Origin of the sequence: Brevibacillus ruminantium (genome assembly GCF_023746555.1) — a bacterium.
Classification (GTDB): domain Bacteria; phylum Bacillota; class Bacilli; order Brevibacillales; family Brevibacillaceae; genus Brevibacillus; species Brevibacillus ruminantium.
The window spans coordinates 1,728,573-1,751,477 of sequence record NZ_CP098755.1; the positions used below are offsets into that span (position 1 = coordinate 1,728,573).

20 protein-coding genes are annotated in these 22,905 nt (G+C 51.7%); 15 read left to right on the forward strand and 5 right to left on the reverse strand.

Translation table 11 applies throughout. From position 1 onward, the window contains the following. The first annotated feature begins 96 nt into the window (after positions 1 to 96). From NDK47_RS08405 to NDK47_RS08420, 4 genes are all read left to right on the forward strand, one after another. Positions 97 to 1,635, forward strand: a complete 1,539-nt coding sequence (locus tag NDK47_RS08405; protein WP_251874383.1) for a hypothetical protein — start codon at positions 97 to 99, stop codon at positions 1,633 to 1,635. Between the two features lie 244 nt (positions 1,636 to 1,879). Further along, complete coding sequence (locus NDK47_RS08410; RefSeq protein ID WP_251874384.1) at positions 1,880 to 2,977, forward strand: hypothetical protein; 1,098 nt, start codon at positions 1,880 to 1,882, stop codon at positions 2,975 to 2,977. Then, on the forward strand, positions 2,974 to 3,246 hold the full coding sequence (locus NDK47_RS08415; protein WP_251874385.1) for a hypothetical protein: 273 nt from the start codon (positions 2,974 to 2,976) through the stop codon (positions 3,244 to 3,246). The genes NDK47_RS08410 and NDK47_RS08415 overlap by 4 nt, the downstream gene beginning before the upstream one ends. A gap of 79 nt (positions 3,247 to 3,325) precedes the next feature. Then, entirely contained in the window at positions 3,326 to 5,386 is a 2,061-nt protein-coding gene (locus NDK47_RS08420) for an SEC-C metal-binding domain-containing protein (protein ID WP_251874386.1), read from the forward strand. A 104-nt stretch (positions 5,387 to 5,490) separates the two neighbouring features. Here NDK47_RS08420 and NDK47_RS08425 read toward each other — a convergent pair whose 3' ends face one another. Beyond that, positions 5,491 to 6,720 (reverse strand): MFS transporter, encoded by a 1,230-nt coding sequence (locus NDK47_RS08425; protein WP_251874387.1) that lies wholly within the window; start codon positions 6,718 to 6,720, stop codon positions 5,491 to 5,493. 202 nt (positions 6,721 to 6,922) lie between these two features. Here NDK47_RS08425 and NDK47_RS08430 point away from each other — a divergent pair, with 202 nt between their 5' ends. The 8 genes from NDK47_RS08430 (at position 6,923) to NDK47_RS08465 (ending at position 14,603) form a co-directional block, all read left to right on the forward strand. Next, positions 6,923 to 7,060: a hypothetical protein gene (locus NDK47_RS08430; RefSeq protein WP_251874388.1), complete on the forward strand. Its 138-nt coding sequence runs from the start codon at positions 6,923 to 6,925 to the stop codon at positions 7,058 to 7,060. Between the two features lie 215 nt (positions 7,061 to 7,275). Next, positions 7,276 to 8,688, forward strand: coding sequence for an LCP family protein (locus tag NDK47_RS08435; RefSeq protein ID WP_251874389.1), 1,413 nt, complete (start codon positions 7,276 to 7,278; stop codon positions 8,686 to 8,688). Between the two features lie 163 nt (positions 8,689 to 8,851). Further along, positions 8,852 to 9,166, forward strand: a complete 315-nt coding sequence (locus tag NDK47_RS08440; RefSeq protein ID WP_251874390.1) for a hypothetical protein — start codon at positions 8,852 to 8,854, stop codon at positions 9,164 to 9,166. 84 nt (positions 9,167 to 9,250) lie between these two features. Next, on the forward strand, positions 9,251 to 9,718 hold the full coding sequence (locus NDK47_RS08445; protein WP_251874391.1) for a hypothetical protein: 468 nt from the start codon (positions 9,251 to 9,253) through the stop codon (positions 9,716 to 9,718). A gap of 120 nt (positions 9,719 to 9,838) precedes the next feature. Beyond that, positions 9,839 to 11,824, forward strand: coding sequence for an FAD-dependent oxidoreductase (locus NDK47_RS08450; protein ID WP_407653430.1), 1,986 nt, complete (start codon positions 9,839 to 9,841; stop codon positions 11,822 to 11,824). A gap of 127 nt (positions 11,825 to 11,951) precedes the next feature. Further along, a complete protein-coding gene (locus NDK47_RS08455; RefSeq protein WP_251876057.1) occupies positions 11,952 to 12,248 on the forward strand; it encodes a hypothetical protein in 297 nt (98 codons plus the stop codon). A 65-nt stretch (positions 12,249 to 12,313) separates the two neighbouring features. Next, the gene (locus NDK47_RS08460) at positions 12,314 to 13,159 is read left to right on the forward strand and encodes a YtnP family quorum-quenching lactonase (protein ID WP_251874393.1); all 846 of its coding nucleotides are present in this window, start codon (positions 12,314 to 12,316) and stop codon (positions 13,157 to 13,159) included. A 211-nt stretch (positions 13,160 to 13,370) separates the two neighbouring features. After that, a complete protein-coding gene (locus tag NDK47_RS08465; protein WP_251874394.1) occupies positions 13,371 to 14,603 on the forward strand; it encodes an MDR family MFS transporter in 1,233 nt (410 codons plus the stop codon). A gap of 48 nt (positions 14,604 to 14,651) precedes the next feature. Here NDK47_RS08465 and NDK47_RS08470 read toward each other — a convergent pair whose 3' ends face one another. Next, complete coding sequence (locus tag NDK47_RS08470; RefSeq protein ID WP_251874395.1) at positions 14,652 to 15,440, reverse strand: GDSL-type esterase/lipase family protein; 789 nt, start codon at positions 15,438 to 15,440, stop codon at positions 14,652 to 14,654. A gap of 183 nt (positions 15,441 to 15,623) precedes the next feature. Between NDK47_RS08470 and NDK47_RS08475 the strand changes: the two genes are divergently transcribed. Together NDK47_RS08475 and NDK47_RS08480 are read left to right on the forward strand one after the other, a co-directional pair. Next, on the forward strand, positions 15,624 to 16,544 hold the full coding sequence (locus NDK47_RS08475; protein WP_407653431.1) for an ABC transporter ATP-binding protein: 921 nt from the start codon (positions 15,624 to 15,626) through the stop codon (positions 16,542 to 16,544). Positions 16,545 to 16,552: 8 nt separating this feature from the next. Then, positions 16,553 to 17,536, forward strand: coding sequence for an ABC transporter permease (locus NDK47_RS08480; RefSeq protein ID WP_251876059.1), 984 nt, complete (start codon positions 16,553 to 16,555; stop codon positions 17,534 to 17,536). A gap of 57 nt (positions 17,537 to 17,593) precedes the next feature. Here the strand turns inward: NDK47_RS08480 and NDK47_RS08485 are convergent, their stop codons facing one another. The 3 genes from NDK47_RS08485 to NDK47_RS08495 are packed head-to-tail and all read right to left on the reverse strand — an operon-like array spanning position 17,594 to position 21,332. Beyond that, complete coding sequence (locus NDK47_RS08485; RefSeq protein WP_251874397.1) at positions 17,594 to 19,048, reverse strand: hypothetical protein; 1,455 nt, start codon at positions 19,046 to 19,048, stop codon at positions 17,594 to 17,596. Further along, positions 19,029 to 19,598, reverse strand: coding sequence for an RNA polymerase sigma factor (locus NDK47_RS08490; protein ID WP_251874398.1), 570 nt, complete (start codon positions 19,596 to 19,598; stop codon positions 19,029 to 19,031). Before NDK47_RS08490 ends, NDK47_RS08485 begins: the two co-directional genes overlap by 20 nt. Positions 19,599 to 19,649: 51 nt before the next feature. Then, positions 19,650 to 21,332, reverse strand: a complete 1,683-nt coding sequence (locus NDK47_RS08495; protein WP_251874399.1) for a DNA repair helicase XPB — start codon at positions 21,330 to 21,332, stop codon at positions 19,650 to 19,652. Positions 21,333 to 21,518: 186 nt separating this feature from the next. Here NDK47_RS08495 and NDK47_RS08500 point away from each other — a divergent pair, with 186 nt between their 5' ends. Beyond that, positions 21,519 to 22,862 (forward strand): hemolysin family protein, encoded by a 1,344-nt coding sequence (locus NDK47_RS08500; protein WP_251874400.1) that lies wholly within the window; start codon positions 21,519 to 21,521, stop codon positions 22,860 to 22,862. Positions 22,863 to 22,905 lie beyond the last annotated feature (43 nt).

Below are 22,905 nucleotides of genomic sequence, written 5' to 3' on the forward strand. Positions count from 1 at the left end.
TCTGCTCGATAGCAGGCGGCTTTTTTTCAAATCGTGTGACCAACCCCATATTTGGAACGTAATACCAAAAAAGAGCAAATAATGGAGGACGAATCAATGAAATACGGAAAAACATCAGCAGCAGTGCTGATCGCATGCACATTGTTTGCGACACCAGTATGGGGGCTGGAAAATCAAGCGGGGAGCCTGGCAGCTGCGGCCCAGCTCGGAAAGGAAGAGCTGCCGTTCCGGGTGGACATGACCATGACCGGTGTGCGTAACGATATTCCGTTGCTCCGGGATATGAAGGTAGGACCGATTACCTTTGAAAACGGCTTGTACTCCGTCTCACTGTCCAATGAGAGCAAGGTTGAGCGGCGCGATCAAATTGCAACCGCCACGATTAAGGTGAACGAGGATGGAGAGCTTGTCTCGCTGAATGTGAAGGAGCCGGATACAGCCGAAGGAAAAAAGCCGGATCTTTACGGGGATAAAAGGCTGGTAAACGATTTTATCCGCGATCATCTCTCCCCCGAGTTTACAGCAAGTCCATTTGCTGTTTTAGGCCAAAAGGACGAGAATCACGAAAACAAGGCAATTTGGTCCGTCTATCCCACGCTCAACGGAATTCCGCTGCAGAGGGAAACAGGGAAAGTGGTCGTAGACGGGAAACGGAATATTGTCTTTGTCAAATGGAATAAAACAAAAGTCCCGAATGAGGCTTCAGTAGATCATCCGAAAAATGCGGTGACCGTCGAAAAAGCAAAGAATACAATCGTGGAAAACCTGAAGCTGGAGTTGGTTTACGATCCGGAAAGCGGGGAATGGCTGTACCTGCCAAAAACGGTTGAAGCCGTTGACGCGCTGACCGGAGAGAGCGTTTCCCCTATGCGAGTGGTAAAAGAAGAGGAGATCGAGATAGACGGTCAGGCTGACTTGTCTGCCTGGAAAGATGGCTACAAACTGGAACGCGTATTGAAAGCCGCGCTTCAGCTCCCTACTGTGCCCGTCGACATCCGGGAGGACAAAGTGGCTGCAGCAGAGACAAAAGCGAGATGGGATGGACCGATTCAGAAAACGGGAATTCATGCGGTCTTCGGTACAGAAAAGAAAGACTGGACGATCCGAGTCGACGACGAGGTGCGAAAACCAAGTGAGGAGCCGCTATCCCTCTCAGAAGCAAGGAAACTCGCTGTAGATTTTATGCAGAATGTATTGGTAGCGGAGAAAAAAACATTCTTCGTAAAAACGGAGAGCTTGTCCGAAGAGCTTCCAAAATGGGCGGAAAAGCCGAAAGGTCCCCGGGAATACGCAATCGCGTTCCACGAGCAGTTCGCGCAGGGGGCCAAAGGGATGCTTCCGCTTTATACGATCGTGGTAGATGCGGACAGAGGCGGCATAAAAGAAGTAAGGCACGAGCAGACACCTGGCCCAAAAACGGAAAGCAAACTGGCAAACGTCGTCGAAAAATCAGCAAAAGACGCGATATTGCGGGAGCTGGAGATATCACTTTACTACGTCTACCCAGAGTACGGCGGCCAAACCCCTTCTCTCCCGCAGCTGGCTTACCTGCCGGCAAATGTGGAGACTCTGGCCATAAACGCACAGACCGGGGAATTGGTAAGACGCGTCGCCAAACAGAAAGACACAAGGTAAATCAGGTGATGGTCAATCAAAACAATGGAGCGGCCCCTCGACCGATCGGAGGAGAAGCCGCTCTTTTTCATTATTAGGGGCAAAAAAGCTGACCGGCATTTACCCCAAAAAGAGAGGATTTACCGGATAGATTGGACAATCGAGCCAATCCGTAGTAGGATTTTTTTTATTCGCGTCGAATATCTTTGTGATTCCCATTTGTTTGTCACTTGCATTTACCAAGTGAGCTAGAAGGAGAAAACTTATGAAACGGCCAACCTATACCCTACCAAGTATCATGAAAAAGGTGTTTCGGTCAGGCGAACGCTCACTTCCACGTGAAGAAATTCGCACGCGATTGGAAGAGAGCGGACTGATAACCCATCTGGATATGGAAGCAGAGACTTTGCTGACCAAGGTATTGCAGATGAAACAGTCACCTGTGCGGGTTGGGCGAACCGATGCGATTGTGGAAGTAACGTATCAGCCCCATCAACTGTTTGATCTGGCATTTCGGTTTTTACGCGATATCCAATCGCCCAAAACGATGGAACAAATCGTGGCTGAGTTGCGTCGCCAAACACAGTTTGGGTGGAATCAGATTTTGCGCATACTGCAGTTGGACCGCGACCTTCGCTTCGTTCAATTTCAAGGAGACGCGCGCTGGTTTCTCGCCGATTGGACACTCTCCAACGATCTGGTTTACCAGTACTGCCGGACCAGTGGGATAGCTCAGATCTCCACACGATCCTTGGCGCATTTTCTTGAGCAGGAAGCGAACGTACCCCAAGGCACCATTTTTTTGCCCGCCCTGGACGATCGGTTCCGGACGGACGGAGAGAGGCTTCATATCATCGTCCGGGAAGAATTCGACGAGCCGGTGGAGGAGGAGTCAGAAGCAAAAGAGAAATGGGACGGCGAGCAGGTAGAGTGGGAAATCGAGCAAGTCAGCCAGGAAGTTGCCGCTGCCACAGCTACCGTTACGGATCGAAGCGAGCACGAGCTTCAAAACCATACGCCTATGACCCAGGCGAACACCGATGAACAGGCAACTGTACAAGATGAAAATGAAAGGCAACAAGAACAACACGAACAACACGAACAACACGAACAACTACATTTTGAGGAGGAATTACCGATGAATTCCGTTCAGACTCAATCAACCATTCTGGAAGTTCAGGAAATGCTGCGTCTTGCTTTGGACAAATTGCAGGCGCGCAATCAGGAAATGTCGCAGGAAGTTGTTTCTCATTTCCAAAAAAGCAATATGCAAGCTATAGAAGTCCTGATGAAAGAGAAACATAAAAACGAACAGCTCGCACTTGGCATCGAGCAAGTGCTGACAGCAAGCAATCAGCAATGAGTGATCTGGAGGCCAAAATCCGGTTGGAGGTTCGGTTTGACTTGCTGCGCGAAGTCATCGCGAGTTATCGGATGCGCCTACAGGAGATGGAAGTGGAAGTGGTGGAGCTGTTTGCAGCCAATCAACTGCCTGCGATAGCAGACTGCATCAGTGAACAGCAACGCATCAGCAGGCTGATCCGCAATCTCGAGCGCTTTATTAGCGAATGGGAATCAGCCGATGCCACGGGTATCTCCCATGAAACAAAACGAGAACAAATGAACACCTGAAATTTGCGGTAGTTATTGGGGATTGAGCTAGATTCCCTGCGCATGCCGCGGTGGGATAGAAAGGAGATTCAAACCCCTCATGTCTGTAGGAAGAAACGAACTATGTCCCTGCGGTAGCGGGAAGAAATACAAAAAATGCTGTGGTGTCGTCACACCCATCACGGAACTTCGCAGCCGCCACGAACAGAAGCTTCAAAAAGAATATGTAAGCTGGATCGAAAGACTCAACCACTTTGTCAGCGGTCAAATCAGCAGCGAAACGGTCGAAGAACTCCGGGAACGCTTTGCCCAGGAGGTAGGCCTGACGGAAGACGAGGTCAAGAATCCGGAATGGACGGCCCATTTCTTCAACTGGCTTGTGCTCGATGTCAAAACAGGCAGCGACACGCCGCTGGAAAGCTATCTCAAGCAGCATGGCCGCCGAATGGAACAGGATCTGCGCCGCGCGTTTTCCAGGCTGCATCTCAATGTGTATGAAATCGTTCAAGTGGAACGTGACGTATTGACAGTCCAGCACCCTGTCAGCAGTGAAATCCGCTATGTGATTCGCACGAATAACCTGCAGGTCCAGCCAGGACAAATGATCGTCGGACGCTTGCTTACCCTGGGCTTGCGTGATCAATTATTTACGGGAAGCATCATTCTGCAGCCGCATGTCAAGGATGCGATCACGCAATGGCTGCAGGCACATCCGCAGTTCGCGGAGGCGCCCGAAGACAGCAGCAAACGGAATTATACGACTGATCTGTACCGTTTCATCGTCCAGTTTGGCAAAGCAGATACGCCGCGCAGAGTGGACAGCCTGCTCCGACGTGTGTACCATGTGCCAGATATGGCCAGGCTGCGCCGGAGCATCGAATCGAACCGCATGCTGGAACTGAAGAAGCGCGAGGGCACCCGCGAGGTTTGGGTCTACGCTCCTCGTAAGGAAGAGCATCTTTTTCCCACACTGAAGGACGCCTTGCTGGAGCTGTATGAGGTGCAGGCGGAAGTGCTGGTTCTGGAAAACACGGTCTGGGTAGAGGGATACGAGCCAGAGCAGGAGGAAGTGGCAGAGCTCTTGCAACTGCCTGGTGAGGCTCAGGAGGAAGCGATCTCCGTGCTTTCATCCACGGGAGCCAAGTTGACCAAAGGCACACTTTTTATTACCAGTCAGCCGACGCTGCCGCCAAAGGTGCTGCAATGGGCAGTGCAAACCTATTTCACGGAGAAATGGCTGTTGACGCCCAATGAACAATTGGACGAGCTGGCGCCGATTTTGGTGGCAGCATCGGATCATGCCGGCTTGTTGGAGAAGCTTCGGAGTCTGCTCGAACAGCTGGAACAGGACAGCAAGCTTGGACAGGGAGTCGCGCGGTTTATCCGGGTAGAAGTGTTGAAATCACGGCTGGCTGTGGCGAAAACGGATATGTACGTGACCAATCTTTTGTCTCGGCCGCTGATCGAGGGTCTGCCCGAAAGCGTGTATACCGTGCAGCCAGAGCTGCTTGCAGAGATCAACCGCTTCGTACAAGAAGTGACCGAAGGTAAATCGGAGGTCACGGTGAAGAAGTACGACGAGGTCATGAATAATTTCCGTTCCTTTGTGAGGAGTGCCTTTGGCCCCGGATTTACTTGGGAACAACTGCGTGCAGAGGATGTGGCTTATTTCCTGGTCCATGATATCTACACACGCGTAGACGCCTCGACAAAAACGCTGGCGACCAACCTGCTGTCGGTCTTGACTGCGTTTTTCAAATGGCTGGACAAGCAGCAGGGCACCTCTCTGACCAGTCGCATACAGCCTCTGCTGGCCGAGCTGAAGGATACGTTGCCTGAAGCGTACCGCTGTCGTACCCTGCTGGAGAAAGAAGCGCATCAGTGCTTGTTCAGCGGCGATCAGCCTCTGCAGTCTGTAGCTGAGCTGACATTGGTGCTGGATGAACAAACTGCCCAGGGCTGGTACGTGAAAAACGGCAAGGGTGAAAAATTCCTTCTGAAGCTTCCGCAAGGGGAAGCAAGCCTGTTGGCACCTGATTGGCTCATTTCCGCTCTCTTGGCCCAAGCATCGGATGGCACGTGGAGCTTGCTGGGTACACCGGAGCTTTATCCTCCGGTGATCGGCCAGTTCATGGGCCTCGCTCAACGGATGCCGGTGTAAGCGAGAGAACAGTACCTGTTTTGAAAAGCAAAAAATACCCCCGTGGTACGTTATCCATCGTACCGCGGGGGTATTTTTATGGGATCTTGACTGAACGGGAACGATCAGGCATTTACATGTTGGTTCCAACTGTTTACCTCTTGATCTTTGGGGAGAAGAAGGCCCAGGGCACCGATCAGGGGCATAAACGAGCAGAGACTGATGACAAAGGAGATGCTTTGCAAGTCGGCCAGATAGCCCAGAACCAGCGCACCCATGCCGCCCATCCCGAAGGCAAGCCCGATAATCAAGCCGGACACCATGCCGACACGTCCGGGAAGCAGTTCTTGTGCGAAGACGACAGCCACAGAGAAGCTGGACAACATGATGAATCCACTTGCAAACAGGAGCGGATACGTCCAGATGCCGGTCACATACGGTGTCAGCACCGTAAGCGGCAACGAGCCGAGTGTCGACAAAACAAGCAGATTCCGCTTGCCAAAGCGGTCTGCCAGGGGCCCTCCGAGGAAGGTTCCGATTGCTCCGGCAAGCAGGAAGACAAACACACAAAGCTGGGCGTTGGCGTATTCCATGCTCCTGACATCCATCAGGAAAAATTGGTAAAAGCTCTGGTAACCGGCATTCATCCAAGAACGCACACTTACGATCAGCACCAGAAGCCAAATCGCAAGCAGACGCTTCTGTTTAAAATTGTACGCGGCTGCTTCTTGAACAGCTTTCTTGGTCCGCTGCTGCCCGCGATACCAAAAGGCGACGTAGAGCAGGACCGTGCTGGCTGCGGTAGCCGTGACGAGAAACCACATTGCTCCGGGTTGGCCCAGAGGCTTAAAGATGAGGATCGTCATCAGTGGGGCCAAGGCCTGCCCAGCATTGCCACCGACCTGAAAGATGGACTGACCCAGCCCGCGCCGTGGTCCCGAAGCATGGTAAGCCACACGTGATGCTTCCGGATGGAAAACAGCCGATCCGATCCCGACGCAAGCCACTGCCAGCAAAACGATGTAGTACTGATCAGCAAAGGCCAGGGCCAGCATGCCTACTCCTGAAATCAACAGGGCAAAGGGAGGCATAAAAGGTTGAGACTTGCGATCCGATACATAGCCGACGACTGGTTGCAGCACAGAAGAGGTCAGATTGACAACCAGAAGAATAATGCCAACCTGCGTGTAGGTCAGCGCAAGGTTTTTTTCCAAGATCGGCAAAAGGGCGGGAATGACCGCTTGTATGCTGTCATTCAATAGGTGTGCAAGGCTGATGGCAAACAGCATACGGTAAACGGTCGGAGCGGCGCTTATCCCGGGTCGGGCAGTTACACTGCTGGTTTGGACGCTCATACTTTCATCTCCGTATTTGTTTTGATGTCTTTAAGTGATTCCGTTTATTTCGGGTAAAAGATGTTTTTACTCTAGCATTGTTTTGCAGAATCGTCATTACTGTTCAAAAAGAATATGCGATACAGGTATAGAAGAATCGTCAGCGGATGGAAAGCGGAGCGGTAGCGTACACTATTCCCGAATTGCAGAAGGAGGGATTTGCTTGGAAAAAAAGTCAAATGATCTGAACGGGAAACAAGAAAGTCACGTGCGCCATGGCGGAGATGCTCACCGCTCCACGCAGAAAAAGCCGGAAGGACCGGTGCAGGGGTTTAGCCAGGCGCCTCACGGAAAACAATAGCATCGAACGAAACTCCTCCCTCGACAAAGATGGAGGAGTTTCGCATTAGCGGAACATTTTTCTACAAAAGATGCATAGGATGTGCTACAATACCATAGTATGTATTTTACCAATGAAAGAAAAACTTAGTGCTTCCTGACGATAAGCACTTTTCTTATTTTTTCCGCTCTTTTGTACCTATACCAAGCGTTTCGCTGACAAGGAGATTGATGCACATGCCGGATACAGTCGGAAAAACGCGTACTGTTCGACATCAGAAAAAGCAGCCTGAAGGCCGCCGCAAATTTCGCAAATGGCTGTTGTTCATGTCCGTATTTTGCTTGCTTCTGGTAGGCGGAACAGCAGGAGCGATCTACTGGAAAATTGACAGTGCGCTGGATACTGTCACTGCACCACAGGATGGTTTTGATTCGCTAGGCTCAGAAAAGGTTGACCCTGCTTACCATAATGACAAACCACTCTCGCTGGTGATTCTGGGCAGCGACGCGCGCCCGGAAACGGGTTCCATGAACACCGATGTGATGATGGTGGCTGTTGCCAATCCTGTCTCAAAAAAAGTGACGCTGGTTTCGATCCCCCGCGATACGCGCATAAAAATACCTGGCTACAGGGATTATCACAAGATCAATGCTGTCTACGCCAACGGGGAAGCCGAGCGTCGTCAGGCGGAGAGAAAGAAACAGGTGCCGACGGAAAATGGAATTTCCCTGACCAAAAAGACATTGACGGAGCTTTTGGGCATTCCGATTGATCACTATATCGCCGTCGACTTTGACGGTTTCAAAGCAGTGATTGATGAATTGGGCGGAGTAGAGGTAAACGTTGATCGCAGGTTGGTCTACGACGATCCTACCGACAACACTCATATCAATCTCAATCCAGGTGTACAGCTGCTGAACGGCGAACAAGCTCTCGGCTATGTCCGCCATCGACACGACAATCGCGGCACCAAGTACTATTCCAGTGACTTTGACCGCAACCGTCGCCAACAGGAAGTAATACAAGCCCTCGTTAGCAAGGCAGGTTCACTTGACGGACTGACGAAGGCATTCAACATCTTGGATGTGGGCGCGAAGCATATACATACCGATTTGTCCAAAGAACAGATCAAAGGACTCGCATTTGACTTTAAAGGATTGTCTGCCAACTCCCTGGTGACGCTGGATAACGGAGCATACTGGCAAAGCGGCTTTACTTTCTTGCCAAAAGAGAATCTGAATGTGATTCGCTCTACGCTCCAGTCTGAAATGGGACTCACCAGCAGCGTTGTGGCCAAGCTGAATGACTCGCCAATTCTCGCAGGCGGCGAAGTCCCAGTCGCCACAGGCAATTCGAGCAGTACGAAGAAAACCAGTGCGGCAGCCGCATCCAACGACTCGAAGAAATCGAGCCAGGACAAGGCAACGAACAAGCCCGAAACAACGCTGGACCCCTCTGGGGAAGAGGCTGAGGGTGCAGTTCCCCCGCCTGATATCTTCGATCCCAACCAACAAGGGACACCCAATCCGTCTCCAGACATGAACCCGCAGCCAGGTATGCCAACCCCGCCGCCGGATATCATCCAAACACCTCCTGTTCAGGATGTGACGCCAGGTGCGGATGGTGAAAAAAGCAGTTCACAAGGCTAAATAAACAGATATCTGATGAAAAACGGGCACTCGAAACGGCGGGTGCTCTTTTTTTTCAATAAAACCGGGAAAGTAGTTTAAAAAATACAAAAGCGTGGTAAAATGATAATATACTGATAAAGCAGATAAGTCTGATAAATGCTGTGGAAAGGGAGGGATTTGGATGACCATTTTTCTAGTCAACCTGTTTCTGGTGATCGCGTTTGTCTATCTAATCAGTCGACGACATAACGAAGAAGTCGTTTACGATGAAGACTTTTTTCTCCAGAACCCCTCAGCTCTTGAAGAATATCAGCAAATGCCCATTGACTTTCAACAGGCATTCTTTCGTAAGCATAAGGATTGGATCAAGGAAAAATATATGCGTGGAGAAAGCTATGTCCTCGCTTTTTGTCCCAACAAGGAAGTCAGGCGTGCATGGCTTTCCGAATTTGTCAGCCAAAAAGAACTGAATGATACCGCAACCCCTTCCTCCTGAAGGGGTTTTTCCTTCGTTGGGCCTCTCGTGGTATACTGCGTAGAGTGGAACAGAGGCTTTTTATCACAGGAGGTCCAGAAATTTATGCTGCAAAGACTGATTGAATTATGGGACAAAAACATAGCGGAAAATGCTGTCGTCAGCGATGTGATTTTGCGCTCTGAACAATCCTTGCTGGAGGATGAGGAAACAAGAGAAGTGACGTTGATCATCACTCCTTTGGGAGCGGATCAGCCTGTCGCTTCTGTCTTTCTTTACGAAGTAGAAGCCGGGCAAACCTACGAGGTGGAAATCGAGGTGGAATACGCTGATGCACAGGTAAACGATTCCATACTGGGCTTGTGGGAAAAGGCAAGGAAGCTGGTGGCAGAAATCTCGCTTCAAGAGAAGAAGCGTTTTATCGCGGAGGGCCAGCTCGTTGAATCGAGCGTCGTACTTGATTATCACTTCTTGCTCAAGAGCAGAGATCAGCAGGAGGAGACGCTGCAAGAGTGGGAACAAATCGTGAACAGGGCCGCGAGCGATTTGAAAAAAATCCTTCAGTTGTCGTGAAAAAGTAGAGCTCGCCTTAAGCAGGAAAACGGAAAGAGTGTGGAGAATTGGTTTCTACATAAAAAATGAATGAGCATTCATTCGGATGAGAGGTGAGCTCTGTTGGCAATTAAGTGGGTAATGGAGCCGATTCAAATAGGGTCGTTAGCCTTGGCGAATCGAATCATCATGGGGTCAATGCACGTTGGTCTTGAAAGGCTGGAGGGAGGCGTACACCGGCTTGCTTCGTTTTATGCAGAACGGGCGAAAGGAAAGGTCGGATTGATTGTGACAGGGGGAGTAGCAGTCTCCCCAGAGGGCGGCATGGGCGAGGATTATTGCAATGCCTATGCCGATGAGCATATTGAAAGGCTGCGGCCTCTCCCGCAAGCTGTTCACGCTGCTGGAGGCAGGATTGCCATGCAGTTGTTTCACGCTGGCCGCTATGCGTACAAAGAATCGACTGGTTTAGAGCCGGTTGCCCCTTCTGCGCTGCAGGCACCGATCAACCGGACTCGGCCACGTGAGATGAATCCAGAAGAGATCGAACGGACAATCCAGGCGTTTGCCGACGCTGCCCTACGTGCCCGTCAGGCAGGTTTTGACGGCGTGGAGATTATGGGCTCGGAAGGGTATTTGATCAACCAATTCCTATCTCCGGTTACCAATCATCGCACAGATGAGTGGGGCGGGGATTTTGAGCGAAGAGCACGCTTTGGCGTTGAGGTAACCAAGCGGGTTCGCGAAGCTGTGGGGAGCGATTTTCCCGTCATCTTTCGCATGTCTGGCCTCGATCTGGTGCCCGAGAGCACTACTATGGAAGAAACCATTCGTTTTGCCCGCATGATTCAGGAGGCAGGCGCGGATGCACTCAACGTAGGGATCGGTTGGCACGAGTCCAAAGTTCCGACGATTGCCATGATGGTGCCGCGCGGGGCTTACGTGTGGGTAGCCAAACAAGTCAAGGACGCCGTCTCTATACCGGTCATCGCCAGCAACCGGATCAATGATGTCCGTCACGCTGATGCCATCATACGCGATCAAAGCGCTGATCTGGTCTCCATGGCCAGGCCGCTTCTTGCGGATGCGGAGATCGTCAAGAAGAGCATCGAAGGAAGATACGAGGATGTAAACACATGTATCGCGTGCAATCAGGCTTGCCTGGACCATATCTTTTCCGGCGAGACGGCATCTTGTCTGGTCAATCCGGCTGTCGGCAGGGAAGAAGAGTGGCGGCTGACACCTGCGCCAGTGAAGAAAAAAGTCGCTGTCATCGGGGGCGGACCAGCAGGCATGGAAGCGGCTCGGGTCCTGGCCGAACGCGGACATCAGGTGGTCCTTTTGGAAAAGCAGCCGAGGCTTGGCGGTCAGCTCAATTATGCCGTACAGGTTCCAGGAAAGCTGGAATTTTCCGAAACATTGCGGTATTATCGAACACAGCTAAGCAAACTGGGCGTAGAGATCAGGCTGGGGACGGAAGCGTCAGCCGAAGAAATCATCGACGAAGGCTTCGAGGAAGTCGTGCTGGCCACCGGAGTGACTCCACGCATGCCTGAGCTTCCCGGACTTCATCTGCCTCATGTTGTCCATTACCAACAAATCTTTGAAAAAGAAGTGAGTGTAGGCAATCGTGTCGTGATTGTCGGAGCAGGGGGCATCGCCTGTGATTTGTCGCATCTGCTGGTTGAGAATACTCAGCTTTCCGCAGAGGCTGCCAAATATCTGCTGGAATACCGGATTCTGGACTCGCGTGAGCTTCAGCAAGTGCAGTCGACAAAAAGACGCGTCTTTATGCTGAGAAGGGGAAAGCATGTGGGAACAGGATTAGGGAAGACCACGAGATGGGCGACTCTGGCCAATTTAAAACGACATGGAGTGGAAATGTTGACGGAAGTAGAGTATCGTGAAATTACAGCCGATGGCGTTCGGATCGTCCATGCGGGAGAGGAACGTCTGCTGCCTGCGGATACAGTCGTGATCGCAGCCGGGAGCACGCCCAATAACCGTTTGTACGAAGCGCTTCAGGGCAAGCTGCCTGTTCACTTGATCGGCGGCGCCAGAGAAGCGGGAGAGCTGGATGCCAAGCGAGCGATTTACGAAGGAGCCTCGGTGGGAAGGAGTATTTGATTTTCGTCATGCATTTAGAAAATTGTCGGCTTTTTGGATCTTTTGTCGAAGGGCTACCATTTGCCCATATTTTTTTGCAAAATAAACATAGGCTGATAAATAATTTTGATTGGGGGCTGTCTCCTTGATGAATCACAATGGCATCTTGCTGGGGAAACGTCATTTTCTATACTCTACGCAAAGTGTGATTAAAGTAGAGGGATGGACGTTTACAATAGCTCCCGAGTTGAAGTTGATTGCTGGTGGAAGTGCAAATCCGCTGAAAACGTTGATCAGCATTTATCACGAAACCGAAAAAATCGCGCAACTCGTGCTCAGTCATCGACGCTGTGAATCCGACCTTTCTGTGCAGGCGATCTCTAGCGATATCTCCTTGGAAATGTCTCCTGCGACACGTACGGTCAACGTAGCGGTTAAACATTAGAGCACCCCTTTGTTCGGGTGCTTTTTTGCTTATATTGACAGATGGATAGATGAGGAGAGGTGGCTATGAAACTGACAGAACGAAAGCTAGGAGATTTTACTCTGACGTGGCTGCGCGGCGGTTTGACCCAGTTGGATGGAGGAGCGATGTTTGGAGTGGTCCCCAAGCCGCTCTGGAGCAAACGTTACCCCAATAACGAGATGAATCAGATTCCACTTCGAGCTGATCCGATTCTTTTGCAGGCGGGTGGCAAGCGGATCTTGATCGAGTCTGGCATGGGCAACGATCGGCTGACCGAAAAACAGAAGCGAAATTTCGGTTTGGTAGAAGAATCCCAGGTGCTTTTGTCTCTGCAAACGCTGGGATTGACCCCGGAGGATATTGATATCGTTCTGATGACCCATATGCATTATGACCATGCCAATGGACTCGTCGCAAACCGCGATGGAAAATTGTCTTCGGTATTTTCCCGTGCTGTCATTTACGTACAAGAGCTGGAGTGGGCGGAAATGAGAGAGCCAAACATCCGCTCACGCAATACCTACTGGGAGGAAAACTGGCGCCCGATTGAGAACCAGGTACAAACATTTGGCAGTGAGCTGCAGGTATTGCCCGGTATTTCGATGCATCATACGGGCGGCCATAGCCAGGGACATGCTATCGTACGGATGGAAAGCGGCGGAGAGCTGGCCCTGCATATGGCAGATCTGATGCCTACGCATGCCCATCAGAATTCTCTCTGGGTTCTCGCTTACGATGACTATCCCATGGACTCGATTTTTGGCAAGGAAAAATGGGTCAAGCAGGGGATTAAAGACGGTGCACTGTTTACGTTTTACCATGATGCCGTCTACCGTGCAGTCAAATGGAATGAACAAAACGAGCTGATTGAAGCAATCAACGTAGAATAGCTTATAAAAGAGAAGCCACCGCTCTAAGCCAAGGCCGCGCAACTTCAGCGAAGCCTTGGCTTTTCTTGTTATCGAAAATCTGTATGTGCCCATCGAAATGTTTCATACTCGTTTCGATTGACGAAAGCAGGAGGGATCACTACAATAAAAAAAAACTTACGGAACTGTTCTGGATTGTCAGAAAAGCAGAACACCTAGAGGAGAGAAACATATGGATAGGGTCAGGGAGTTTTTTCGGGAGTTCCATCCGATTGTCTGGTCATTGATCGTAGGAACCGTATTTGTAAGGGCGGCAAGCTCGATGAGTATGCCATTTTTGTTTCTGTTTTTGTCCAACCAGACAGATATGGATCTCGGGACAATCGGATTGACGATCGGGGCAGGAGCTTTGGCAGGTACGGTCGGAGGTTTTTTCGGAGGGACACTGTCAGATAAATTTGGCAGACGGCGCGTGATGCTGGGGGCGCTGTACATCTGGATGTTTGTCTTTGTCGGATTTGCTCTGGGAAAAAGTCCCGTGCTGTTTTTGCTGCTCAATATCCTCGGCGGATTGTGCCGTTCCTTTTATGAGCCGGTTTCCCAAGCGCTCATGGCGGACGTGACGCCACCGGAAAAACGCTTCCGGGTCTTCGGCCTCAGGTACACGGCCATCAATGTGGGGGTTGCTGCCGGACCCATTATCGGAGCCCTGCTGGCCCTGAGCTCGGCAGCATTGCCCTTTTTGGTAACAGCCCTGATTTATCTGCTGTATGTAATCAGCTTGCAGATCATGCTGAATGTCTTCGGTATCAAAAAAATCGAGGGGCAGAAGAAAGAGGCGGTCAGTTTTCAGCGAGCTTTTGAGGTCATCGTACGGGACAAGGCCTTTCGCTTGTACATGGTGGGAGGGGTACTGGGAGCGATCGGGTACTCCCAGATGTCCTCGACGCTGGCAAAATATGCGGAGATGTCTGTCGTGGACGGGACCAAGCTGTTTGCCATTTTGATGAGCGTAAACGCCGTGATCGTCATCCTGATGCAGATGCCGCTCATGCGCTGGTCGGAAAAAAGGACGCCGCTCGCCAGTATTGCCGTGGGCAACGTCATGTACGCGCTGGGGGATCTGGGCTACGCATTTGCCGGGACGTGGATTATGTTTATTATCGCGATGATCGTCTTTACGTTTGGGGAAATTCTCACCTTTACCGCCTCGGATGTACTGATTGACCGAATGGCACCGGAGAATATGCGGGGGACGTATTACGGAGCCAAGAGCTTCAGCAATCTCGGACAGTTTATCGGGCCGTGGGTAGGCGGCATTTTCCTCGCCACCTACGGAGGCCCCGCTCTCTTCTACACCGTAGCCGCCTGTTCGATGGTCAGCACGGCTTTCCAATGGGCAGGTCAGCGCGCCTACCAAAAAGAGACGGGAAAATCGATCAATGTGGCCAGGGGGCAGGCGTAGCGAGATCAGTGAACGGCGGAGGCGCGTTGCCGAAAAACTTTGCAGGTATTATTCCAACGCTTGAAGAATCCGTTCCGCCATCCGGGCGTAGCCGTCTGTGTTTGGATGAAAATGATCCGTATACAGGTAGGTTTGTTCTTTCTTTACAAACAGATCATAGGTCGGCACGACAATGACGTTGGGATAACGGGCCGCGATGGTGGAAGCTGCGCTGTTCCAGTCCAATACGGGTTGTATCGTGTCCGATGCCGCCTCCGTATCGCCAAATGGATTGTACAGGGATGCGTAGATAATTATCGCCTGCGAATTTACACTCCGAATTTGCTTTACTATCTCTTCAAAATTGACTGTGAGCCGCTCAGCGGCTTCCGTCAATTTTTTTACGTCAATGTCTACCAATTCGCCTGACTGTTTAAACAGGTCGTTTCCGCCAATCGTGATGAAGATCAGATCCGAGGCGGCCAGTTGTCTTTTTACCTGCTCCTGGGAGACTTGTAAAACCAGAGAGGGGGACTCTTGTCCATTGATCGCCAGATTGCTAAGCGTAATCGTATGGCCTGTCTTCTTTTCCAGAGCTTGTCTGACTCTGCCAATGTAGCCAAGTCCGCTGGTGTCGCCGACTCCACGGGTCAGCGAGTCACCGAGAGCGACGATCTGCTGGATGCCCTCCGCCGGGGCACGGTCAGATGGCTTTTTCGACTCGACGGGACGATGCGTGTCTTCTGCGGCTAATTGCCGGGGGTCAAGCGCAAAGACAAAGCCAGACGCAAGCAGGATGAATGATGCCAGAGAGATGAGTCCAACCAGACGCCATAACCATTTTCCCGAGCTTCGCATGAGTACCTCCGTTCTGTGTTGAAGGGTGCTTCGTGTTATAATACTCGTTGTACATATATGTCAGAGGATGTTCAAAAAGTCAGGGCCTCCTTTTTGAACCTTCACTGTCAGTGTATCACAAAACTACCGGTTTCGCCCAAGCGCGGACGGGCAGCAATAGAGGAGGACGCTTCTGTGGCCGAGATGGTCCTGTCTGTAAAGGGATTGCGCAAGCAGATTGGCGGCAAAGAAATTATTCGAGATATCACATTTGACGTGTTTGCTGGTGAAGTATTTGGCTTTCTTGGCCCGAACGGTGCCGGGAAAACGACGACGATTCGCATGCTGGTCGGCCTGGCAGCGGCTGATGCCGGAGAGATTCGAATTTGTGACATTCCTTTGCGCGAGCGGTTTCCTGAGGCGATCTCTCAGGTAGGATGCATTGTCGAGAATCCGGAGATGTACAAATTCATGACGGGACGGGAAAATCTCGTCCATTTCGCCAGAATGAGCGGCAACATCTCGTCAGAGCGGATTGAAGAGATCGTCCGCTTTGTCGATTTGCAAAGAGCGATAGATGACAAGGTAAAAACGTATTCCCTGGGAATGAGGCAACGGCTGGGAATCGCCCAGGCGCTGCTGCACCGTCCCAAGCTACTGATTTTGGACGAACCGACGAACGGACTCGATCCGGCAGGGATTCGCGAGCTGCGTCAGTTTATTCGCAAGCTGGCAGTAGAGGAAGGGCTGGCTGTATTCATTTCCAGTCATCTGCTGAGCGAGATTGAGATGATGTGTGACCGGGTAGCGATTATTAACAGGGGCGAGGTTATTTCCGTTGGGCTTGTCAAAGAATTGATGGCGCAATTTGCGGATCAGGTGGAGTGGACCTTTCCGGAGGAATCCGTCGAGTCCGCTGCCCGCCTGCTCCGTTCACTTCCCTATGTGGAGGAAGTCCGTGTGTATCCCGCTGGCAGGGTGAAATGCAAGATGGATACGGGAAAAATCAGCGAGGCCAACCGAGCCTTGGTCCAGCGGGGAATCGCCGTAGCAGGCATCGCTACAAAAACAGTGACATTGGAGGATTTATTTCTCTCGCTGACTGCAGATGGAGGTGAGCTTTGAGCGTGGGCATGCTGGGACTGGTTGAAAATGAAACAATCAAGCTGCTGCGCCGCCGCCGCTTTCTGGTCGTACTTTTGATTCTGGCGATCCTGATCCCGATCTTCACGTATGCGCAGTATCGGTCGGTTCAGACGGCACAGGAACAGATGGGGACAAGCGACTGGCGAGCGCTTTTGCAGCAGCAGATCGTCGACACGCAGAATCGTCTGGCATCCAGCAGGCTGCCGGAGGAATGGCGGGAGTTTTTAAAAATTCGCGTGCAGCAACAGCAGTATTACCTGGACCATGACATCAATCCGATGGCACCGGGGGCGCCTACGTTTGCACGCGGCTTTATGGATCAGGCGGTATCTCTCTTTTTGCCGATGATCATCGTCGTTCTGGCTGTGGATCTCGTCTCGGCAGAGTACAGCGAAGGGACTATCAAGCTGCTGCTCACGAGGCCAGTCAAACGATGGAAAGTGCTTACCAGCAAGTACCTGACTTTGCTGTTATTTACATCGCTCACCGTACTCATGAGTCTCGTGCTGGCCTATCTCATATCGGGGGTCGTCTTTGGATACGCAGGGTGGGACATGCCAGTCTTGACCGGCTTTGAAATCACGGGAGGAGAGCTGCAGACAGCAGGGGTCTTCACACTGCCACAGTGGAAGTATCTCCTGATGCAATACGGACTTGGCTGGTTTGTCTCGATCGTGGTCGGAACCATTACGTTTATGGTGTCAGTCCTGGTCCGCAGTGCGGCGGCGGGAATGGGCATCATGATGGCAGCCTTGATCAGCGGGTCGATTTTGACGCAAATGGCCTCTTCCTGGGAGAGCTCCAAATACCTTTTCGTCGTCAATCTGCAGTTAACAGACTATCTCTCGGGCACGCTGCCTCCGATCAAAGGCATGTCGCTTCCTTTTTCACTCACAATCCTCAGTGTCTGGGGGATTGCTGCTCTGATCATCGCCTACATCTGGTTTATCAAGCGGGACGTTACCTCCTGAGTACAAAAAAGAACGAGCCTGGGACATGGATGCACATGTCCAAAGGCTCGTTTTTGCTTATTGCCAGGTAATTTGCTTTGATGTTTCCACCAGTTGATCAAGCGGGATGCCATGAGCTGTCAAGATGACGTAGAGTGAGTCATTTTCGTGCTGGGCATTGAAGTGCACGGCATGCTGTGCGGTTGTCTCAGACGAAGCATCGTCCTTTTTGTCAAAGGTAACAGCGATCGCTTGCTCCGAGTGTACCGTGAACAACTGGGTTGCCGTGAAGGTCCCGGGAATCGACAGACTCCGTTTCCCGTGCTCATTGCGAACGACTTCCACTCTGATCCAATCATGGTTTCGCTTGTATTCTGAAGTGAGGCGCACCACCTTTTGACTGGTTTGTGACTCATATTGAGCCGTAATCGCGTGCAGCGAAAACCCGTCTGGCAGTTTAGCAGTATCAGGTACAGGCATGTCGGAAGCGTTCGCTGCCGTATCCACATCGGTAAAGGTGGAGAGTGTTATATCCGGTTTTGTCGTTGCAGTGACAGGAGGACCGACTAGTGTCGGATGCCCCGCTGCAGAATGGACTTCCTCTCCAGCTTCTGCATCCATAGACAGTGCACCCATGGTGTTGTCTAAAAGCGCTTTTTCCTCTGTTTCAGGAGCCAGTGCTGCGATCGAGCTGGCATGATCGGATGCGGATTGCTGATTTTCCGCCGGCGCCGCTGTTTTGGCTTGCTCTGCCCCTGGCGGTTTTCCGCCGGCATGGCGAGCAGCGATGATCGGCCGATTTTTTGCAGGAGCAGCATCTGCCTGGGTTTTGGCCTCCTGCTGCTTCGGTGCGGCTAGCGCAATCTGAGACGGTTGGCTGACTGGCTGCTGGCGCTGTCCGCTATCGGGAGCCATCTGCTTCGCCGACGGATTGGCATCGCTGCTTTTCGAGTCAGCCGTTTCTGGCGTATCCATCGCCGTGACAGTTTCCCCGGAAGACGGCATTGCCATCATGGCTGCAGGACTTGAGACCGGAGCGTCAGGCGATTGCGAAGCTGAGCCGGAAACAGCGTTGTTCTCGGTCTCGTTCGGCCGATCTTGAGATTCTCCGCTTGCAGGAGCTAAAGCGATCTGCATTTCCGCTTGTCCGCTTATATTCGCTGTGCCGCTTAGTTGATTGCCCCCGAGCTGTTTATAACCCATGACCCCTACCAAAAGCAGGATCGCAGCTGCACTTGCCCATGCCATACCGGAGAATTTTGGTGCGAAACGGCGTACTTTTGTTTCCGCCAAGACGGGTGCAGCCACAGCTTGCGGAGTCAGACCCTGGCCGGCGGTTTGATAGATCGCCTGCATGATTTTGTCTTCCAGTTCCGCAGATGGCTGAGGAATCTCTTTCAAGAACTGCACCTCCTCGCCGTTTGCTAGTTGTGCCTCGATCCAGACCATGCAATCATCACAGATTTCTATATGTGAGAAAGTGTCCAGTTCACTGTTGTCTTCCCAAGCTTTTCTAAATTCCTGGCAGTTCATGTACGAGCCCCCCTTCCTTGCGTGAAAGTAGTTTGGCTAGTTCCTGGCGAGCGCGCAAATATCGGACGCGGGCCGTTGACTCGGCAATTCCGAGCATGGCGGCAATTTTTTCAAAAGGATACTCATGCGTGCAGCGGAGCACGATGACTTCCCGATACGATTCGGACAGCATCCCAAAAGCCTCCTCGATTTCCCGACGAGTTTCTTTGGTCATCAGAGACTCTTGTGGAGATTCGTTACGGACCTGGGAAGGAACGTAGGCCAATTGGTCGTCTGAATCATGAAACTTGCGTCGACGGATAAAATCGATCGTCTTGTTGCGGGCAAGCGTATGAAGCCAGGAGGAAAATTGACTGTCTCCGCGGAAGGTGGACAGTTTCTCATACGCTTTGACAAAGACCTCCTGGGTGAGATCTTCCGCATCGGTTCGGTTGTTTATCATTTTGTAGATGAACACGTAAATCATGTGCTGATACCGCTGGATTAACTCTCTGTATCCTTCGGTGTCGCCCTGGAGAATCCGCTGAATGATTTCGGCGTCGGATTGCATCGAATCTCCGGCCTCCTTCCCTCTATGTGACGCTGGCTTATTTGAAACGTTTCAATCCAGCGACTCTATTTCTACAATTTCATATTTATATCCTTGTTCTATCAGAAACAGCTGCCGATTCATAGCAAATTCTTGTTCTCTTGTATCCCTGGTGACGAGGGTGTAAAAATGGGCAGCGTTTTCTTTTTGCTTCGGCCGCAAAATGCGTCCCAGACGCTGTGCTTCCTCTTGCCGGGAGCCATATGTACCCGAAATCTGAATCGCCACATTGGCATCAGGCAGGTCCACAGCAAAATTGGCGACCTTCGAGACGATCAGACGCTTCAGTTCCCCTTTCTTGAAGCGCTGGTAGAGAAGCTCCCGTTCCCGCTCTGGTACCTTGCCGGTTATGACCGGGATGTCCAGCTGCCGAGCCATGGTTTCAAGCTGTTCCACATATTGACCGATGATCAAGACCTGATCCTGTTCATGCTGTGACAGCAGTTTTTGCACTGCCGTCAGCTTCAGCGGATTTTCTGCAGCAATCCGGTATTTTTGTCTGGCCCCGGCTTGAGCATATGCCTCTCGCCACTGCGCGGCGAAAGGCAAGCGAATTTCCCGGCAGCTGGCCTCGGCAATCCAGCCTTGCTCCTCCAGGGATTTCCACGGCATCTCGTATTTTTTCGGCCCGATCAAGGTAAAGACGTCTTCCTCACGCCCGTCTTCCCGTACCAGCGTGGCGGTCAGCCCGAGACGGCGGGTCGCCTGAATCCCGGAGGTGACACGAAACACGGGGGCTGGCAGCAGATGCACCTCGTCGTAAATAATCAACCCCCAGTCCCGCTTTGAAAAGAGCGCCATATGGGGAAAATCGCTTTCCGCATCAGGGCGATAGGTGAGAATTTGATAGGTCGCCACGGTCACAGGCTTGACCTCTTTGCGCTCGCCTGAATACTCGCCGATCATCGACGGATCGAGATCGGTTTTCTCCAGTAATTCAGAAATCCACTGTCTGACGGAGGTTGTATTGGTAGTCAGGATCAGCGTTGCCTTTTGAAACTGGCAGAGGGCTCCCAGTCCGATCACCGTTTTTCCGGCGCCGCAGGGGAGCACGAGGACACCGCTTCCGCCCAGCGCTGTTCCCGCTGCATAAAAAGCGTCGACGGCCTCCTGCTGGTAGGCGCGCAGGGAAAAGGGCGCTCCGCTCGAAGTGCTCGCAGACCGAAGCGAGACGGGACAAGCTTCTCCTTCGTTGTAGCCAGCAAAGTCTTGCACAGGATAGCCAAGGCGAATCAATTCCTGTTTGATCAGTCCGCGCGCGTATGGCTTGACTGGATAAGCTGTATGATCAGCTGTCTCTTCCAGCAAAGCAGAAACAGCTTTGTAGCTGGTCAAGTCCTGGAGCAGCGTCGGATCATCACCGCAGAGTAGGAGCTGCTCCTCCCTTTTTTCCAGTCGAAGCAATCCATACCGACTCATCGTATCGTGGATTTCCCGAATAATCGTCGGCGGGACGCCGTATTTGCTATACCTCTCCAATACCCCGGTCACCTTCTCAGGAGCAGTGCCGGCTGCAGCCGCATTCCACAGAGAAAGCGGGGTCATTCTGTAGGTGTGTATATACTCCGGGCTTTTCATCAATTCCGCAAAAGCGGCAAGAGCCTGCCGGGCTTCTTCAAACTGCGGATGCTGAGCCTCAAGCAGGATGGTCCGATCGCTTTGTACGATCATGGGTAAATCGGGACGGTACGACAAACTTTTCACCTCGCCGATTATGTGTTCGTAAGCACCATGTTATCACATCTAAAAGGAGAAAGAAAAACGGCGATTGACCGGTGGAAAATGGCACCATTCCACACGCATGCAGGTTGAGAGCAACTTTTGACTCTCACTGGGTTACACTAACTCGGAAGAAACTAAGGCGAGGGAGGGAAGGGAGACATGGAGTTGTGGGGGAGCGTCATGAATCTGTTCCTGATCGTGGTTCTCGTCCTTCTGAACGGCTTTTTCGTTGCTACTGAATTCGCTGTGGTCAAGGTCAGGGAATCGCGGATTACCCAATTGGTGGCAGAGGGAAACAAACGTGCGGAAAATGTGGAACAGGTGCTGGATAATCTGGATGCGTATCTGTCCGCCTGTCAGCTTGGTATCACACTGGCTTCACTCGGGCTGGGCTGGCTCGGCGAACCGGCGATCGCCCGTCTTTTGCACCCTGTTTTTCAGTATTTTGGACTCAGCGAGACGTTGGTGGGAAGCATTTCTTTCATTATCGCTTTTTCCATTATTACCTTTTTGCATATTGTCATGGGAGAACTTGCGCCCAAATCACTCGCGATCCAGCGCACTGAATGGGTAGCCCTGCACGTATCGAAGCCAATTCGGCTTTTTTACAAAATCATGTATCCGTTCATCGCCTTTCTCAACTGGTCCGCTGCGAAGATCCTCAGCCTGGCAGGCATTCAGATCAATCCGCATCAGGAAGCCCATACCGAAGAAGAGATCAGGATTCTGGTCAGCGAAAGCCACAAAAGCGGCCTGATTGATCAGACTGAGCTGATGCTGGTGGATAATATCTTTGATTTCTCCGAGACCATGGCCAGAGAGATCATGGTGCCGCGTACGGATATGGTCGTGCTGAATCTGCGCGATTCCTTTGAGGAAAATATCAGTCTGGTACAGCATGGCCGGTATACGCGATTTCCCGTGGTGGACGGGGACAAGGATCACGTAGTGGGCAGTTTGCATATCAAAGACCTGCTGACCAGTGTTCTGGGACACAAAAACAGCAGTCTGGAAGAGCTGATGCGTCCCATTTTGACGGTGCCGGAGACGATCTCAATCAGCCGGCTCTTGACCATGCTTCAGAAGCAGCGCGTGCAGATTGCGATTATTATCGATGAATATGGCGGCACGGCCGGGCTGGTGACGCTGGAAGATATTATGGAAGAAATCGTGGGAGACATTCAGGATGAATTTGACAATGAACGGCCCGAAGTGGAGAAAAAAGATGACCAGCTCTCGTTCGATGGGCGGATGCTGCTGGAGGAAGTGAATGATTATCTCGACATCGACCTCACAGATCCGGAAGTCGATACGATCGCCGGTTGGATTTACAAGCGGATTGATCACACACCGCGGGTTGGTGATATCGTAAGTGAGGACGGATACGATTTTATCGTGGACGAGGTCGACCATTTCCGCATTACCCGTGTCCTGGTGAAAAAGAGTAAGGAAGAAGCGCAACAGGGAGCAACTGAAGAAGCAGAGCCCGTGTCCGGCCGGTAAAAGAAGCTCTTTTCAACCTGATAAAATATGTTATAATGGGACT